Consider the following 17,079-nt stretch of genomic DNA (forward strand, 5'->3'; position numbering starts at 1 on the left):
TTACGAACCACGCATGAAGTTTTCCACGCAAATACGAAATACAGAGTCACCAAGGGATTTTAACACTTACTTCACTATGTCCAAGCATACGCCTCTCATCTGTACACGCATAGATTAGACACGACTCCCGCGTGAATGTCCGTGAGGAAACACGAAATATTTTGCCACACCAATGCGAACCCATGTTCCAGGGGCCAAACCACGGCTTTCCTGGCTCGGGACGTGAGCCTCCCACACTTCATCCTGCTTGGAACGAAGCCACAGGGCGCTGTACGCCCCTCGAAAGGCCGCTCGCACCACGTGCGCCTGGGCCTTGTCAGGTTCGACAGCTTCAAGCCGCATGTCTTTGGGTCGCACCACCACCGTGACCGGCGTACCGTCGGCGATCGTAGAATCAACAGGATAGTGAGAATCTCCGATGGCAATGGCACCATGTTGCACATGACAGTCCCACACGTTCGATTCTCCAATAAAGGATGCCACGAATAATGTTCTCGGTTGTTCGTATACCTCATATGGTGTGGATAGTTGTTCCATTTGTCCGTCATGTAAGACGAGCACACGATCCGCAATTTCCAGCGCTTCCTCCTGATCATGAGTCACAAAGAGGCTTGTCACGCCCATTTCTTCGTGAACTTGACGAACAAATTTACGAAGTTCTCTCCGTATCTGCGTGTCGATTGCCGCAAAAGGTTCGTCGAGCAGAAGTACTTGCGGTCGCGGTGCCAACGCCCGCGCCAACGCGACTCTCTGCTGTTGCCCTCCAGACAATTCGCTGGGAAATCGGTTCGTATATGACTCGAGCCTCATGAAGCGAAGAAGCTCTCGTACACGATCGTCTATGACTTCCTTAGGCAGCTTTTGCCCCTTCAACCCAAACGATATGTTGTCATAAACAGTCATGTGTTGAAACAGCGCGTAGTTTTGAAACACAAGGCCCACATGGCGCTGCTGCGGCGGCAAATCTGTCATACGCTTGCCGTCTATCCATACATCGCCGCTGGTTGGACGTTCCAGTCCGGCAATAAGACGGAGAACAGTGGTTTTCCCGCTTCCACTCGGTCCAAGCAGTCCAACCATTTCCCCGCTTCGAATTTGAAAAGACAGGTTTCGGACGGATCGGGTACCAGCCGGATACATTTTTTCAACGTCCACGAATTCAATGGCCAAGCAAATCCATCCTTCCAAGTCGTTTCAGGAGTTGTAGCACCAAAATCAGAACGAAGGATACGATAGCCAAGACAGCGGAAGCGGCATACGCAGCTTGCATCTCGTTGTTGACCGACGCTTGATAGACAAAGAGCGTGGCCGTCTCCGTGACCATCACAATGCTACCCGATACGACGAGCACGGCGCCGAACTCACCAAACGACCGTGCTATGGTCAAAGCCAATCCGTACAGCAGACTCCACTTTAACTGTGGTAGCCATATTCGCCACAGTGTCCGCCACGGCGAGGCTCCCAACACGTGCGCCGCTTGTTCTTGAGTATCACCGATTGCCCGAATGGCTGTCACCGCCTCATGCACTATGAAGGGAAACGTCACAAAGACGGTGGCAAGAACCATACCCGGAAATGCGAACGCGACTTTAACATGTACGTCTGCGAGCAACTCTCCAAGCAATGCATTCGGTCCGTATACGATGATGAGCGCAAGACCCGCAACGACTGGAGATACGGACAGAGGGAGTTCGACGATCCAGCACACAACGCGCCACCCCGGAATCGATCGCTTGGCAATCCAAAATGACACAGGAACACCTAGTCCCAGATTGATAAAAAGAGTAACTAGCGTAATTTCACCCGTCAGCCTCAGTGCAAATCGTGCTTCCTGCGAAGTGATGCTTTGCCAGAACGGGCACCATCCACTCGCAAGTGCACCCACGAGCACCGCTACAAAGGGAATACCCACGAACACAAGGAGCCACACCAAAGCAAGGGCTGATCCAGACACTCGCCAAAACCTAGACATGATTCGCCTCTCCCTCAGACCTTATCCATGCAGTAGACCTTCTTTTACCCAAAAGCATCATGAGGCGAGCTTCCATGCCGATCGCGACAGCACAGAGCAGCATCAACACGACTGCAGCCGCAGCCGCGCCGTGTTGGTCGTAGTTTTCGAGCAAACCATAGATATAAACGGCTGCTACCTCAGTGTGCATGGGTTTACTACCGGAGACGATAACCACGGAACCAAATTCGATCATCGCCCGCGTCAAGGTAAGTACAAAGGCGCTCCCCACGGCATGGCGAAGTACAGGCAGAATAATGGTCAGCCAAACGCGATGAGTTGGCGCACCAAGCACCCATGCAGCCTCCTCCTGCCGTCTATCCAGGGTCTGGATCGCTGGTTGTAGAGCACGCACAGCGTAAGGAACCGTGACAAACAATAAAGCGACCAGGATTCCGAGCCTCGTGTAGATGATGGCGATGCCATGAGAACTCAACCACTTCCCCACAGGTGAAACCGGTCCATACAAGAGAACCAGCATGAGGCCTGACACAGCTGTTGGAATAGCGAGCGGGAGATCAATGATTGCATCCAACGCGAAGGAAACTGGGGATTTCCACCTCTCCAGAGCGATGGCGATTAGAAGTCCCATCGCCGTGTTCAGACATGCCGTCAGAATGGAGAAATTCACGGTCAGTTCAAAGGCACGGATGGCAATCGGGCTTGTCACCGCTTGCGCAAATGCGCCCCACCCCCCAGCGAAGGCCTGCTCAAACACCGCTCCCAGCGGCAAGACAAAAATCAGAATGAGCGCCACAGAAACGAAGGAAAACAGAGCTGCCCGATTCAAGCGCATCAGCGATTCCCCAAAACCTGGTTCCAGATTCCATTGGAACTATATAAAGTGTTGTTTATGTTGCTCCAACCGCCCACATCCGCCACAGTAAACAAGTCGGCGGGCGTTTGGAACTGCTTCGCCGCTTGTGATTTGAGAGCCGGATTTACCGGGCGGAAGCCGTATTGCATAAACACGCGCTGTGCCTGCGGTTGTTCGAGCCAGTTGATAAACGCCTGCGCTACTTCCCGATCCCCGTGAGCATCCGCATTCTTATCGACCAGTGCAATAGGATTTTCAATCAGCATAGTCGACGACGGAAGAACTTCAGAAAAGTTTTTCAAGTCGTTGCTCTTCTCAAGAATTTCGTTCTCATAACTTACGCATGCGTCTCCCACTCCGTTGACAAACGTAGTCATGGATGCTTCACCGGACTTGTCAAGTACTTGCACATTTTTCACGACTGAGGATAACAACGCCTGAGCCTTGCCCGCAGATCCATGCCGTAATGTTGCATAGTAGATAGCATTCACGTCCCACTTCGCCCCTCCCGATGTTGCGGGATTAGGAAGATCCACGATCACGCCGGATTTTGCAAGATCAGCCCACGTTTTGATATGTTTCGGATTGCCTTTACGTACAGCAATGGCGACGACAGAGTCCGTAACGATTCCGTGAGTAGGGGTACCCTCCCAATAATGGGTAATCAATCCTGCTTTTTGAATCTTTTCGATGTCAGACTCAAGAGACAAAGCTGCAACATCTACCGGCAATCCGTTTGCGATAGCCGTGGCCTCCGCGCCGGATGCATCAAACGAGGCTTGAAAGCGCACCGTCTGCCCCGTCTTTTGTTTCCAGTATGTTTGGAACATTGGAAACAGTTTTTGTTCATAAATTTGCTGAGTGACACTATACGAGCCAAAATAAAGCGTGACCACTTTCCCACGCACATCATGTTGCGATGTGACAGAAGCGCTGGCCGTGTTCGGCGATGTCAATGAAGAGCCTGTGGTGCCGCATCCGCTGGCTAGACCAAATACGATGCCCAGCGCAATACCAACACGAGTAGATTTCCCCCATACACTGTTCATCCCGATTCGATACCCCCTGAACTGAATTCATATCAGACACCTTAATTCTCATTAATCCGATTTTATTTGTCAAATTTATGATGACAACGTGATAAGTACGATGTCATGACATCTTGTTCACGTGTGAGCGTCGAATCTTCAACATCTTGAGGATGCGCTCTGGCAAGCGGTCGGAGCACGGCGGCGAGTGCGCCACGCTCCTTTCAAGTTGCATACATCCGAAAACGGGGTATCAGGTGGCCTCGTTCTGAGTCCATCTCATGATCGTGCGCGATCGAAACCGGACCCACGCAGAAAAAAAACGCCGTCGCAATGGGCGACGGCAAAGATTTGGGGTGATTTTGCATGAAACGCCGGGATTGAGTCCCTGCTCAAAACCACTATACACGTTCTGTGTAAAAAACCTATGGCCATTTTGTAAATCTATTGTCGGGAGAAGCCTACGCCATGATCCCCTCGTTCTTTCTCAATTCGGAAACACGTGGCATCACTTGTTCCGCAAACCGCTCCATTTCCTCTAACTGCGGTGAACATTGAAGAAGCAACAGGTCCAGGCCAACCTGTTCATATTCCACGAGACGGCGGGCAATCATGTCTGGCGTGCCAATCAGCTGCGGTCGCAAACCGCGGTTTGATACCGAATAGTCGTACAGACGAATCTGCTGCTCGAGTTGTGACATTTGAACAAAGTCGTCCATACTTGCATAGGCATCGCCGGAGCGTAGCGTTGTGATCCTGTCCAATTCGGCTTGCGCTTCTTCCTCGGTGTCGCGACAAATCACATAAGCTGCCATGCCAAACGATTCGAGCGGCGGCAAGCCTTTGCGATCGCGACGTGTCTTCATGTCGGCAATTTTCTGGGCAATTTCCTCCACAGTACCCCCATGCATGACATAGGCGTCACACATCGAGGCAATCATGTCCTTCCCTGCTTCGCTTTCGCCCCCCGCATAAAGACGAGGATATGGGTGTTGCACTGGCTTCGGCTGCAAGTGTGCATTCTGAACACGATATCGCTCACCTTCGTAGGTAAACGAATCCTGCGTCCACATCCCTTTCATCACTTCGATAAACTCCCGCGTGCGAGCGTATCGATCGTCATGTTCGGTGAAAATACCTCCATACTGACGAGCTTCCTCCGCCCACCACGCGGACACGATGTTGAGGGTAAAACGTCCTTTGCTCAGTTGATCGATGTTGGCCGCCATCTTTGCGGCAACTGCTGGATTGTGGTAAGCGGGCCGAATCGCCGTCATGATCTCAAGTCTCTCGGTGACAGCCGCGATCGCGCTGGCTGTTGTCCAAGCCTCCAGACTCGGTTCCTCCGGCCCTTTAATGTCATTCAAATAGAGTTCGGCAATCAAGGTGACGTCGTAGCCTATGCGTTCAGCCTGGACAGCGACCCGCTTTGCGTAGTCAAATGTCGGCGGCATGGTCTCATCGTCGACATTGCGCAGCCATCCTCCAAAAATCGGCAACCAAAACCCATATCTCATGTCGTGGTAACCCCCTCGTTCGCCGCCGATGCGTACGCCAAGTTGTTCAGCTCTTGCTTCAAGAACGTAGCTACCGCGAGCATGCCATAAATGCCTGCCCGCACTTCCGCATCGCTGTTGTAATTGGTATTCGTGTTGATATCGTACGTATAGACGCGCCCGCTGCGGTCACGGATCGACTCAATACCAGCGACGAGAATGCCGTTGGCCGCCAGCATGCGTTCATACGACTCGATCCACTCGTGAGGGTGTCCCTCCACGATCTCAAACTTTGGCCGCATCCCGCTCTCTCCGACGGGACAGAACATATCCCCAATTTGACACGAATCCGCAGGGCACAGTTCAAATCCTTCTGATGTATCCACGCGAACGGCATACAGAAATTTGCCACCCACAAACTCGCAACGTGTGATGGTCGCATCGGGAGATTCAATATACTCCTGGATAATCCATACACCGTCTACAGGCGCGTCATACGCGCCCTTGGCGAGCATGGCTTCCAGGCTTGCCACATCGCGAAACAACTGCACACCCAGCCCTTTACCGGCGCGATTGTGTTTCACAATATACGGCCGGCCGGCGAATGCCTGTGCTGCCGCCGTCAATTGCTCTTCCCCGACGGCGATGCTGGTCCTGGGCGAAGGGATCCCGGCGCGCCAGAGCGCCATCGCCTGATGTGCTTTGCTGATTTCGATCTGCAGTGCTTGACTGCCATTGATCACACGACGTCCATGACTTTCCAACCAGGCCAGAACCGCAGTCGTATATTCAACCGCATAACGGTGATCTCGCGTGTGTGAAGACGCACTCATCCGACTATAAAACACACCTTCTGGCGGAACGCTCGACAAATCCAACTGCCCCTGTGCCAAGTCCCAAGTTTCGTACGGTACAGAAAGCTCGTCGAGGCGTCGCGTCAGATGAATCGTCCACTCTGGATTTTCATGTAAAATATATACTTTCTTCAAATAAGCGCACCTCCGCTTAGACCAATGAAGCTAGTATAGCAAAATCGTTTTCGACAAACATGTGCGATCTGGTGCCAAGAGTGCGTAAACGGAAGTACCCTCCATGCCTTCCAAACGCAGATCGATATCGTCACATTTTCGACAAAAAACGAGGCGTCATGTCCGTGTCATCAGTGCTATACATACGCTACTCTATAGTCAACGGTATGATCTTTTCAGACTATGCCCCACGCAAGAGCCACGCTGCATAAGCCGTGGCTCTTGTGTTTTTTCCTTCATCTTCTCTATGCCTACTCGTTCATTTCAGCGAAACTCAATCAAAACCTCACACGTCCTTAACATTTCCCATGTATCGTAATGACGACAGATAGAGCAAATATCGAATCACAAGGGATTGCGCCAATTGGGGAGGACTTTGCATGGGAAAATCCATGTCTGTTCGCAACTTGAACGCATGGTACGGGACACAGCACGCATTGAAAAACATCAATATCGAATTGGCGGCCAAAATGGCAACGGCGATCATAGGTCCATCGGGTTGCGGAAAATCGACGTTCATCCGATGTTTGAACCGGATGCATGAAACATCCCCATACGCCAAGGTTGAGGGAGATATCTTACTCGGTGACGACAACCTGTCCGATCTCGATGCTGTGGACGTCCGACGTGTCGTGGGCATGGTATTTCAAAAACCAAACCCATTTCCGACGATGTCCATCTTCGACAACATCGCAATTGGCTTACGCCTAGGTGGAATTCGAAAACAGGCGGAACTGCGTGAACGCGTGGAACGCTCTCTGCGCATGGCTGCTCTCTGGGACGAAGTCAAGGATCGGCTGCACAAGCCGGCGACCGCCCTTTCCGGCGGTCAACAGCAGCGTTTGTGCATCGCACGTGCACTCGCTGTCGAGCCTGATGTACTTCTGATGGACGAACCTGCGTCTGCTCTCGATCCGATATCGACCATGCGTATCGAAGAGTTGGTGGAGCAACTTAAGGCGAACTATACCGTCGTGATCGTGACGCATAACATGCAACAGGCTGCGCGCATTGCTGATCGAACCGCCTTCTTTCTCAATGGCGAGCTGATTGAATTTGGCGAGACATCCACTCTTTTTACGAAACCTCACGATAAACGAACCGAAGACTACATCACCGGTCGTTTTGGCTAATGGATAAAGGAGAATGAGGATGCAGCAGCGACAAGCGTTCGACATCGCGTTAAAAGAATTGAAATGGAAGCTTCTGCGCATGGGGGGCGACATTCAAGAGGCCATTCGGCGAGCGATTGCGGCCCTGGAAACGCAAGACACCGCGTTGGCACAGGCTGTCGTCGATGGCGATGCAAACATTAACGGCCAGGATCACGACGTAGAGGATCTGTGCATCCGCCTCATTGCGACACAACAGCCTGTCGCTGGCGATCTCCGCCGGATCGTCGCCGGAATGCGGCTCGCGATGGACCTCGAACGTATGGGCGATCTCGCTGTCGACATTGCAAAATCGGTATTGCGCATGGGTGCCGCACCATCAGCACAAGCATGGGAAGATATCAGAGCAATGGCAAAGATGGTGGATGCGATGATCGCCGAAGCCCTCAATGCATACGTCGATAGTGACGTCGAGGCTGCCAAACGGTTGGCCCAGATGGACGACGAGATCGATCACCATTACCGCCATCTGGTGGAACAACTGTTCAGCCGTTCGACTTCGACCAGCGAAAATACAACCACTCCGCAGGCCATGGCAACAGCGTTCTGTGGTCGCTATTTGGAGAGAATCGGAGATCACGTCACAAACATCGGCGAGAGCGTGATTTACATTATTTCTGGGGAACGCTCGGATTTAAACTGACCACCGGCTGGGCAGGCCAGATCCGACACGATCGGCTCGTTCGTCAGGATTCGAGAATATTGTGACATAAGCTTCACAAAACTTTTTCGAAAGCGACGGTTGAACAATCCTGTTCGGTGTTACACTGATGATATCGGATGCCTGACAGGAGGAGCGAGTGCTGTGAAGCCAGACAAGATGACCAAAGATCCGATTCAAACACTGTACCGTGTGGTTCATTACATGGAGCGAGCAGCTTTAGCTTTGTCAGTCCTGCTATTGACCGGCACAGCCGGTTACCTAACCATTCACGCTTGGGCATAGTCCTAAACTTCAATATTACCATAGCATAAGCCGCAGGGAAGTCCCTGCGGCTTAGCCTGTCATGGCGGTCTCTATCGACGACCGCACGGCCGTTTCCATACTTTACTTCATATTACATCCGCCGAGCTCCAATATAATGACCACCCCAATAGGGGTCTGTCAAACTGTCAATTTGCACCGCAGAACCTGCTGCGTTTACGAACTGATTGTTGCCAATATACACGCCATCGTGCGATGCACCGCTTCCGTATGTATCAAAGAATACGATATCTCCCGGCTGCAAGTTGGTTTGCGCCACTGGTGTGCCCGCGTCGAATTGGCCGTAACTGGTGCGAGGAAGCGAGATGCCGAAGTGAGCGAACACGTACTGAACGAATCCAGAGCAGTCAAATCCCGCTGGTGACGTACCGCCCCACGCATACGGCGCACCCAGAAGCGTCTTGGCATAGTCTGCGATGGTAAATCCGAGTGCACTTTCCGCCAGCGATAGATCCGAAGCGTCAGGTGTGCTCGAACGGCTGCTTAAAACGGAAATCTTCGTCGCAGGTTTCGAGACCGTCAAACGCTCGCCTGGATGAATCACGCTTCCACTATCCAACCCGTTCCAAGTTTCAAGACTTTGAACCGAAATGTGAAATTTTTGACTGATACCCCAAAGCGAGTCCCCCGACCGAACCGTATACGTATAGTCAGAGGGCGACTTTGCAACAGACCTTGAATTCGTTTTCAACCCACTGGCCTCACCAAAGCTGGCAGAAGACCCAATCAGTAATACTTGACCAGGGTGAATCAATTCGGAACTCAAATGGTTTGCGGATTTCAGGGCACTGACTGTCGTGTGATACTTCTGCGCGATACTGTAGAGGCTATCGCCATTGTGCACGGTGTATCGAGTGGTTTCGGCAAACACTGTTGTCAGGGTAATCCCCATCGTCGCAGCGGTCGAAAGACCCATCAGGAACGAAAAACGCACCAGGCAAAGCCCCTTTTCAATATTTTTTGTTGTTCACTAGCTTCATTATAAACTGGAATTCTTGTCGAGTTCAATCATAAGCTCGTAGATTTGGACTGACTGTGGCGATTTAGGCAAATGTGGGCGGGGTTTACTTGCATGCACGCGATTGTACGCAGCGAGTTCCATCATATACAATGATAGTGAGGACAGTATTGGAGCCAACGAAAGGGGCCTTGGCATGACCATCGATGCTGTAGATTTTCGCAAAACCTTAGCACGTTTCGCCAGTGGCGTCACTGTGATTACCATGGCGGTAGACGGTGAGATGTCTGGCATTACCGTTTCTGCTTTTTCGTCACTCTCTTTGCATCCCCCGCTGATCTTGGCGTGTATTGATAAAACGGCCAATGCCCTGCCCTTTGTCCGTAAAGCTCAAGCGTTTGCAGTGAATATCCTCGCAAGTGATCAAAGCCATCTTTCCAATCAGTTTGCGAGTAAAATGTCCGATAAGTTCCAAGGAGTGACCTATTCGATTGGGGAGCTCGGGCAACCCATTCTAGAAGGCGTTCAGGCATATGTTGTGTGCAAATTGCGCGAGGAATTGGATGGAGGGGATCACGCCATATTAATCGGCGAAGTCGAAGCTGCATCGGTTGACTCGAGCCGTCAGCCGCTGCTTTATTACAGCAGCCACTACGGCTCTTTTCATCCTTTTGAATCGTGATCGACCAATGGTTGTTTGGGCCTTCACTTCTATTGTCCGCGTTTCTCAGGTTCACCCAACGACTTCCACGCTTCGACAATGCGATACGCCGCCGTCCAGGCGGCGGCCGGTCGCCCATGTTCACGAGCATGGCTGGCCAATTGCGCAATTTTCTCATCGGACAGCATGGACAGAACTTCGTCAAGCCCTCGCAAACTGTGGACAATGACACCGGCCCCCATGCGAGCCACACGATGCGCATTCTCACGCTCTTGCCCTGGAAGCGGCCTAAAGAAGACCATCGGCACACCGCATGCCAAGCACTCCGCAATGGTAACGCCCCCGGCCTTCGCCATGACGAAGTCCGCTTGCTGCAGATACGTGGCCAATTGTTCCGTAAACCCAATGGGTACGATCCGCTCCGCGGCACACCGAGTCTTTGCAAACGAAGTGACCTGTGCAAACATCCTCCGATTCCGCCCGCACAACACATGGATGGTGTGGTTCGGGAAACGGCGTAACAGCCGATCCAACACACCCTGAAACTGTGGAAAAACGCCGCGCCCTCCCGTTACCAGGACGATGCTTCGCCGCCCACTTCGCTCCACCAAAGAACATGTCGAAAACTGTCTTCTGATGGGGATCCCAGCGATGGCTATGGTCTTGCCCTGAGTAAAACGAGCACTTTCATCGACCGCGCGCGCATCGGGCAAGATGTATAAGTCGACGCCGCGGTGAAACCAACGGCTGTGCACGGCAAAATCGGTCAAGACCACTGCTACCATAGGCCGAGTTCCCTTTGGCATCCGGGCCAGTGCGTGATCGGGAAACAGTTGAACAACGATGTCAGGTCGATGTTCTTCCAAGGCTCGCCAAGCCGCCTTGCGTGAGAAACGCGCAAGTAACGACCACAACGGATGGGTGGTCGCTAAATTGCGCGTCCAGTCGTAACTTAGACCATAAAGCCCTGGCAGATATCTGGTACTCCATTCAAACACTCGTTCGTTAAGCCAAGCCACGAAACGATTCGTAGTCCGAAACGTATCGATCATTGCGACGTCTGCCCCGAATTCGCGTGCAAACACCTCGCTAAGCGCCTTGCCAACCTGAACGTGACCGTCGCCAAACGAGCCATAGAACAATACACACTTCATGATTCCAACGGCACGGCCTGCTCGTTGTCACCGGCCAGTTCGGCTGTCTTTGCGTGCGCTCCTACAGTCCCTGCGCCAAACATCTCGATGATCTTCGCTTTGGACGCGACGACCAACTTCGGTTGCAAGACCTCGTGGTGCGTCTCGATGATATGGTTTGCGTCAGGGTTTAACATTTTTAAGACGTTCGTCAAGTGCCATGTGGTCAACGACTTCGCAATGCCGTTCGGCAGCGGATAGGTGTGAAAACCGAATCGCTCGATCCCGCGGTGAATCATCGTGACGCCGTACAGTACCTGGGCATCGGCAAACCTCTCGCGCTGTACCGCGCGGGCCAGTGCAGGCATGGAGACGCGCGCCTGGCGAAGCAATTGCACCATCGCACGAACGACGTTCCCATCCTCCCGCAACGCTCGTTCCACCATGTCGTTGTTGACATGAAGTTCGACGACGCGATCGCCCGGATTTACGCGAATGCCATCAACTTCAAAGCCACGCCCAAGGTACCTGCGTTTGGCAACAAAGAAAAGGTGCTCCGTCCCCGGCTCTAGGTCTTCCAGCCGAAACGCACGATGAAACAGCGACTCCCACACATCAAACACCGCTCGCAGCGCCCGACTCGGCATAGCTCTCCCTCCCTACACACATTCCGAGGCAAGCACGAAATTGTACCCGCGCTCGCGGACCGCTTGGACGATCTCGGGAATCGCCGCAATCACCTGCAGCGGGGCCCCTCGCTCTGCGCCGTACGACCAATCGCTGTCGTGCAACACGATGACCGCGCGGTCCGATAATTTTTCACTCACCCTTCGCACCAACTCCCTTGGTTCTGTACGCCGCCAATCGCCAACCATCACGGACCACAACAACATATGCATTTCGAAGCGCGGCAGAAGGAGCAGTGTCGCCAAATTACACGCGCCCCAGGTCGGTCGATAGACGTTCGCCAACACACCAAACCGCTCTTGCAAAGCGCGACTTGCGCCAACGCATTGGCGATACGTCAGCATCGGGTGCAAAAAAGGTACGAACAGGTGCCGCTCCCCGTGAACCTGCACCTCATGCCCTTCCGCCTTCATCCGTTCGACGATTTCAGGATATTTCAGCGCGTGTTCGACAATCACAAAAAACGTCGCTTGGACGCCACAAGCTTTCAGCACATCGAGCAATCGCGGCGTATACTCGGGATGCGGCCCGTCGTCAAACGTCAATGCCACGTTGCCTGGCCTGTTCGCGTAACGCCGACTGCTCAAATGAAGTATGCGCGTCCAAAGTACAGGCACCCCGCAGTACACAACGAGGAGGAAGAATACAATGAGACCCACCAGCCACCCAATCACAAGCGGTCTCCCCTCACGTTGGCAGCAGTTCCGGCGGGTACGCGGCTGTCACCGCAGTCGATGTTTGCCGACGCGTCGCAAACAGCATGATCTTGTCGGCGATCCGCTCCGCCGCTCCGCAGGTCGGCATATGCGCCGATGCCATGCGCATCCGTTCCAAGATTTCAGGGTGCTCCTTGACCTCCATCAAAAACTCCTGAGCCTCGCGCGCAGTGCGAACACAGACTGCGACACCCGCCTGTTCCGCGAAACGCGCGTTCGCCTCTTCCTGGCCCGGTATCGGCCTGAACAATAACATCGGCAAGCGCATCGTGATCGCCTCCGTCAAGGTCAGCCCACCAGGCTTCGAGACGATCAAATCAGCCGCGGCCATCAAGCGGTCGATCTCGCTCGTAAAGCCGTAGACGTGCACGCGATCGCTCGCCAAAGCGGAGAAACGTTTCTCCATGCGGCGGTTCTGCCCGCAGATGATGATGTATTGCATCCCTGATTCCGGAATAAAGGATTCCCAGAGCGGCGGATCGGCCAGGATGCCACTGCCGCCTCCCATCAGAAGCACGATTGGCAGATCTTCACGAAATCCCATCTCGCGCACCAATTGGGATCGCTGCGCCAACAACCGCAACACGTTGTCGGCTTGAAACTTGCGGCGCAAAGGAATGCCCACGACGTCAATCGCGCTGTCGGGAACGCCGTACGATACGAGATCCCGCTTCACTTCGTCTGTGGCGACAAAGAAGTGATCTGCGTGATCGTGATACCATTGGCGATGTGCCGTGTAATCCGTGACAATAGCAATATTGGGTATGTCGATTTGCTCGGTGCGGCGCAATTCACCGACGACTCCCATCGGCGTTGGAAACGTGCTGGCTATCGCGTCCGGTTGGTAGTACTGGATATACTCCTGCATCCGCTCAATGCCCAGATGATTCACGTAACGCTGCAAGGCCGAGTCAGGATCGATCCGAGACATCGACTTGTAGAACAAGCCGTACAAACTCGGCGCCTTTTGCACGCCTTGAATCAAACTGAACTTGGCGAACGAACGCAACGCCGGATTCAACAGGCTGACATAATCGACCACTTCGACCTGTGCGTCTCTTTCTTTCAATGCCTCCTGCACGGCGTACGCAGCCTGGTTGTGCCCGGAACCAAAGGACGCGGTCATCAGCAAAACGCGACGCATTGGTCTCGCCCCCTCAAGTCTTCCACATCTCTTATTCTAAACTTGATATTTCTTGCGGACAACTCAAATCCCCGACACAAGCTGAATGGCAAGACGCAGATAAAGGAAAAAGCGGAGAGCGTTCATTCAGCTTCTCTCCGCTTATCCTATTCAGTTGACAACCCCTCTAGCCAACCCATTTCCTGTTTAATGCCGTCCTTGCAAGCGATTCGTCGTACGCCAAACCAAACCACGGACCAACAACTGGATGATCAGGATGACGACGAGCAAGACAAAAGCCGCCGCGTAAGCGAGATTGCGCGCCGCTTGATACGGCTGATCCAGGTAGGTGTAGGCTACGTATGTCAGGTAGCCGACCTGGGCGTGAGTAAGTTGCAGGCTAGGATTGTTGGCATTCCACCCAGCTGTATATAACAGCGGTGCGGTCTCTCCCAAACCAATGGCGATGGCAAGCAACAGCCCCGTGGCGATGCCGCCTGCGGCCGGGCGCCAGATGGCTTTCGCAATCGCCTGCGACCGTGTCATTCCCAAGGCCCATGCTGCCTCGCGCTGCAAATGGGGGACCTGTTGCAGGCTGGTGTCCGTCGTGCGCAAAATGTAAGGCAACATGATGAGCGTCAGCGCAATGCCGCCGGCAAGTGCAGAGAAGCCCCAGTGAAACTGCAAGACCAGCAAAAGATATCCAAAGTAGCCGATCACGATGGATGGCACGCCGGACAGCACTTCTGCCAAGAAACGAATCGCTGCCGCCATGCGCCGCCCCGCAAATTCCGATGTGTACACCCCACCGAGGATGCCTAACGGCGCCGCGAAAACGACCGCGATCAAAACCAGTTCAAATGTTCCCAATAGTGCGTTCTCCAATCCGCCTGCCACACCTTGGGTCGGCGTGAACAGCATCCCGAAATGAAACGAACGCACTCCGTGCCAAACGACGGAAACCAACAAATCAAATAGGCCGAATAGGACCAATGCCGCAGCCAGCCAGGCAACGGACCAGCCCAGATACGACAACGCACTGCGCCGGCGCCTTCTTTTCATGATGCAACACCTGCCTTTTTCCGGCCTAGGCGCGGGCGAACCAACCAGCGCGCGAGTAAGTTGGTCGCCAAAGTGATGACAAGAAGCACCAAGGCGAGTTCGGACAACGCATGTACGGCCATGCCCGACGCATCGGTCTGTGCACTATCCAGCTGGTCCGCAATGAACGCGGCCATCGTCGAAATTGGGCTGTATAGGTTACTCGGAAGGATGTTCATTGCATTCCCACTGACCATGAGTACCGCCATCGTCTCCCCCATCGCTCTTCCCCAGCCAAGCGCGATCGCGCCAATCAAACCGTCCCGCACATACGGCAACGAAATGTAGCGTACCACCTCCCAAGTCGTCATGCCGACGCCAAGCCCGCCTTCCCGCGCAAGCAAGGGTACCTGCAACAGCAAATCGCGCGCGGTTGCGGTGATGATGGGCACAATCATCATGGCGAGAACGATCCCGCTTGCAAGCAGGCCATAGCCACTGCCCACCTGTCCGCCGAAGAACGGAATGAAACCAAGTACCGATTTCAGAAATGGAGCAAGGCTGGCACTCACCCACGGCACCAACACGAGAATGCCCCAAAGCCCAATGACCACGCTCGGAATGCCTGCCAGCAATTCGACGAGAATGCTCAATATCCAGGCGATCGCGCCGCGGACGCGGTAGGCCAGAATAACGGCGGTCAAGATGGAAATCGGGACGGCGATGACGAGCGCGATCGCGGAAGATAAAAGCGTCCCGACGATGAACACGAGCCCCCCATAGGAAGCCCCGACAGGAGCGGTCACGCCATTTTTCTTGACCATGGCGCCGTACAAATTACCCAGGTCCCAGCGCGTGTGCGTGACGAACTGCCAGCCCATGAAGTGCATGACAGGCAATGATTGATACAGGACTATGCCAGCAATCAGCAGCAAAAAGACGGCGGGGCTGCTGGCGCAAAAACCAGCAACCACCCGAAAGACATGGTCGGCCGCTTTGGCCGTGCGAGAAACGTTACGCATGTATTGTGCCCCCACACTCCGCCATCAGCCTGTGATCTGTGCAATCTGCGCCTGACTCTTCGTGAAGATATTGGCCGGAAGCGGAAGGAAATGGACAGGTGTTAGAAATGTTGCTGCATTGCCTTTCGCCGGATCGATGGCCCACTTGAGAAACCCCTGCAGTGCATGCGCCGTGCTTGCCGATGGCTGCGTCTTTTTCACAATCAAGTACTCAAAGTTGATAATCGGATAGGAATCGGCCCCTGGTTCGTCGATCAACGATACGCGCTCGTCGCTCGGCACCTGTTTCACGGCTGCAGCTGCGGCCTGAATGTTGCTGGTCGTCGGCAACACGTACTGCCCAGCCCGGTTTTGCAGCGCAGCGTAAGCAAGCCCCGCTTGTACAGCCTTGTCCAACCAGCTGATACCGACATAACCAACGCTATACTTGGTCTTGGAAAGGGCGGCCACAACACCGTCATTGCCCTTCGCGCCGATCGCAGTCGCCAACCCCGGCCAAGAAATGGACGTACCATACCCGTACTGCTGGCTCCAATTTGCGCTGGCGTGGCTAAGATACTGGGTAAACAAGAACGTGTCACCGGAGCCGTCTGAACGATAGACAGGCTTTATCAACTGATGTGGCAGCGACACGCCTGGATTCAAAGCGCGAATGTTCTTGTCGTCCCAATACGTCACTTTACCTTCATAGATTTGGGCGAGCACAGCACCGTTGAGGTGGATATGGCCTTTTACACCAGGAAGGTTGTACATCACCTGTTGGGCGGAAATCGCTACCGGAATGTTCAACATACCAGGCGTTTGTGCCATTTGCGCGTCCGCCATATACGCATCCGACGCGCCGATATCGACCGTCCCGGCCGTCGCGTCAGAAATCCCGGTTCCACTCCCAGTGGAAGCAGCGGTTATCTGTACGGATGGCTGCACCTTGTGATAGGCTGGAATCCACTCGGTATTGAACAGGGGATACAACAACGAGGAACCTGTTTCCGAAAGAGAGACGGTTGCTGTCGTCTTGGCGGCAGATTGATTGGCTGCCGTGTTCTCTACGGACTTTGTAGTTATATTCGAGGAGTTATTGGTCGCAGTGGTGCCACAACCAGAAACGGCAATCCATGCGCTGAACACTGCGGCACCTGCGAACCATTTTGTATGATGCAATTTCACAGAGGTCGTCCTCCCTTAAGCCAATTGTGTTAAT

Annotated in this window: 18 protein-coding genes; 4 read left to right on the forward strand and 14 right to left on the reverse strand. The window is 53.7% G+C overall.

What is annotated here, in order from left to right:
* Window positions 1-114: 114 nt before the first annotated feature.
* The 6 genes from C7445_RS06610 to C7445_RS06635 form a co-directional block, all read right to left on the reverse strand.
* Window positions 115-1,170 (reverse strand): ABC transporter ATP-binding protein, encoded by a 1,056-nt coding sequence (locus tag C7445_RS06610; RefSeq protein WP_134159299.1) that lies wholly within the window; start codon window positions 1,168-1,170, stop codon window positions 115-117.
* Window positions 1,160-1,972: an ABC transporter permease subunit gene (locus C7445_RS06615; RefSeq protein ID WP_134159300.1), complete on the reverse strand. Its 813-nt coding sequence runs from the start codon at window positions 1,970-1,972 to the stop codon at window positions 1,160-1,162. Before C7445_RS06615 ends, C7445_RS06610 begins: the two co-directional genes overlap by 11 nt.
* Entirely contained in the window at window positions 1,965-2,807 is an 843-nt protein-coding gene (locus C7445_RS06620) for an ABC transporter permease (RefSeq protein WP_134159301.1), read from the reverse strand. The genes C7445_RS06615 and C7445_RS06620 overlap by 8 nt, the downstream gene beginning before the upstream one ends.
* The gene (locus tag C7445_RS06625) at window positions 2,807-3,877 is read right to left on the reverse strand and encodes a sulfate ABC transporter substrate-binding protein (RefSeq protein ID WP_134159302.1); all 1,071 of its coding nucleotides are present in this window, start codon (window positions 3,875-3,877) and stop codon (window positions 2,807-2,809) included. The genes C7445_RS06620 and C7445_RS06625 overlap by 1 nt, the downstream gene beginning before the upstream one ends.
* 440 nt (window positions 3,878-4,317) lie before the next feature.
* Window positions 4,318-5,373 carry an LLM class flavin-dependent oxidoreductase gene (locus C7445_RS06630; RefSeq protein ID WP_134159303.1) on the reverse strand — a complete coding sequence of 352 codons (1,056 nt, stop codon included), beginning with the start codon at window positions 5,371-5,373 and terminating at the stop codon, window positions 4,318-4,320.
* The gene (locus C7445_RS06635) at window positions 5,370-6,341 is read right to left on the reverse strand and encodes an ATP-grasp domain-containing protein (protein ID WP_134159304.1); all 972 of its coding nucleotides are present in this window, start codon (window positions 6,339-6,341) and stop codon (window positions 5,370-5,372) included. Before C7445_RS06635 ends, C7445_RS06630 begins: the two co-directional genes overlap by 4 nt.
* Before the next feature lie 419 nt (window positions 6,342-6,760).
* Here C7445_RS06635 and pstB point away from each other — a divergent pair, with 419 nt between their 5' ends.
* From pstB to C7445_RS14555, 3 genes are all read left to right on the forward strand, one after another.
* Window positions 6,761-7,513, forward strand: coding sequence for a phosphate ABC transporter ATP-binding protein PstB (gene pstB / locus C7445_RS06640; protein WP_134159305.1), 753 nt, complete (start codon window positions 6,761-6,763; stop codon window positions 7,511-7,513).
* Between the two features lie 19 nt (window positions 7,514-7,532).
* A complete protein-coding gene (gene phoU, locus C7445_RS06645) occupies window positions 7,533-8,195 on the forward strand; it encodes a phosphate signaling complex protein PhoU (RefSeq protein ID WP_134159306.1) in 663 nt (220 codons plus the stop codon).
* A 162-nt stretch (window positions 8,196-8,357) separates the two neighbouring features.
* Complete coding sequence (locus C7445_RS14555; RefSeq protein ID WP_166669026.1) at window positions 8,358-8,498, forward strand: hypothetical protein; 141 nt, start codon at window positions 8,358-8,360, stop codon at window positions 8,496-8,498.
* A gap of 112 nt (window positions 8,499-8,610) precedes the next feature.
* On the opposite strand, the gene C7445_RS06650 is transcribed toward C7445_RS14555, so the two are convergent.
* Window positions 8,611-9,471, reverse strand: coding sequence for a C40 family peptidase (locus C7445_RS06650; RefSeq protein ID WP_243835014.1), 861 nt, complete (start codon window positions 9,469-9,471; stop codon window positions 8,611-8,613).
* A 220-nt stretch (window positions 9,472-9,691) separates the two neighbouring features.
* On the opposite strand from C7445_RS06650, the gene C7445_RS06655 reads away from it, so the two are divergent.
* Window positions 9,692-10,177, forward strand: a complete 486-nt coding sequence (locus tag C7445_RS06655) for a flavin reductase family protein (protein ID WP_134159307.1) — start codon at window positions 9,692-9,694, stop codon at window positions 10,175-10,177.
* Window positions 10,178-10,206: 29 nt separating this feature from the next.
* Here C7445_RS06655 and C7445_RS06660 read toward each other — a convergent pair whose 3' ends face one another.
* From C7445_RS06660 to pstS, 7 genes are all read right to left on the reverse strand, one after another.
* Window positions 10,207-11,310 carry an MGDG synthase family glycosyltransferase gene (locus C7445_RS06660; RefSeq protein ID WP_134159308.1) on the reverse strand — a complete coding sequence of 368 codons (1,104 nt, stop codon included), beginning with the start codon at window positions 11,308-11,310 and terminating at the stop codon, window positions 10,207-10,209.
* Window positions 11,307-11,936, reverse strand: coding sequence for a YkoP family protein (locus C7445_RS06665; protein ID WP_134159309.1), 630 nt, complete (start codon window positions 11,934-11,936; stop codon window positions 11,307-11,309). Before C7445_RS06665 ends, C7445_RS06660 begins: the two co-directional genes overlap by 4 nt.
* A gap of 12 nt (window positions 11,937-11,948) precedes the next feature.
* Window positions 11,949-12,650: a polysaccharide deacetylase family protein gene (locus tag C7445_RS06670; RefSeq protein WP_134159310.1), complete on the reverse strand. Its 702-nt coding sequence runs from the start codon at window positions 12,648-12,650 to the stop codon at window positions 11,949-11,951.
* A 13-nt stretch (window positions 12,651-12,663) separates the two neighbouring features.
* On the reverse strand, window positions 12,664-13,836 hold the full coding sequence (locus C7445_RS06675) for an MGDG synthase family glycosyltransferase (protein ID WP_134159311.1): 1,173 nt from the start codon (window positions 13,834-13,836) through the stop codon (window positions 12,664-12,666).
* Window positions 13,837-14,022: 186 nt separating this feature from the next.
* Window positions 14,023-14,877: a phosphate ABC transporter permease PstA gene (gene pstA / locus C7445_RS06680; RefSeq protein ID WP_134159312.1), complete on the reverse strand. Its 855-nt coding sequence runs from the start codon at window positions 14,875-14,877 to the stop codon at window positions 14,023-14,025.
* Window positions 14,874-15,878 (reverse strand): phosphate ABC transporter permease subunit PstC, encoded by a 1,005-nt coding sequence (gene pstC / locus C7445_RS06685; RefSeq protein WP_134159313.1) that lies wholly within the window; start codon window positions 15,876-15,878, stop codon window positions 14,874-14,876. The genes pstA and pstC overlap by 4 nt, the downstream gene beginning before the upstream one ends.
* 24 nt (window positions 15,879-15,902) lie before the next feature.
* Window positions 15,903-17,045, reverse strand: a complete 1,143-nt coding sequence (gene pstS, locus C7445_RS06690) for a phosphate ABC transporter substrate-binding protein PstS (protein ID WP_134159314.1) — start codon at window positions 17,043-17,045, stop codon at window positions 15,903-15,905.
* Window positions 17,046-17,079 lie beyond the last annotated feature (34 nt).

This window comes from Alicyclobacillus sacchari (assembly GCF_004366795.1).
GTDB lineage: Bacteria > Bacillota > Bacilli > Alicyclobacillales > Alicyclobacillaceae > Alicyclobacillus > Alicyclobacillus sacchari.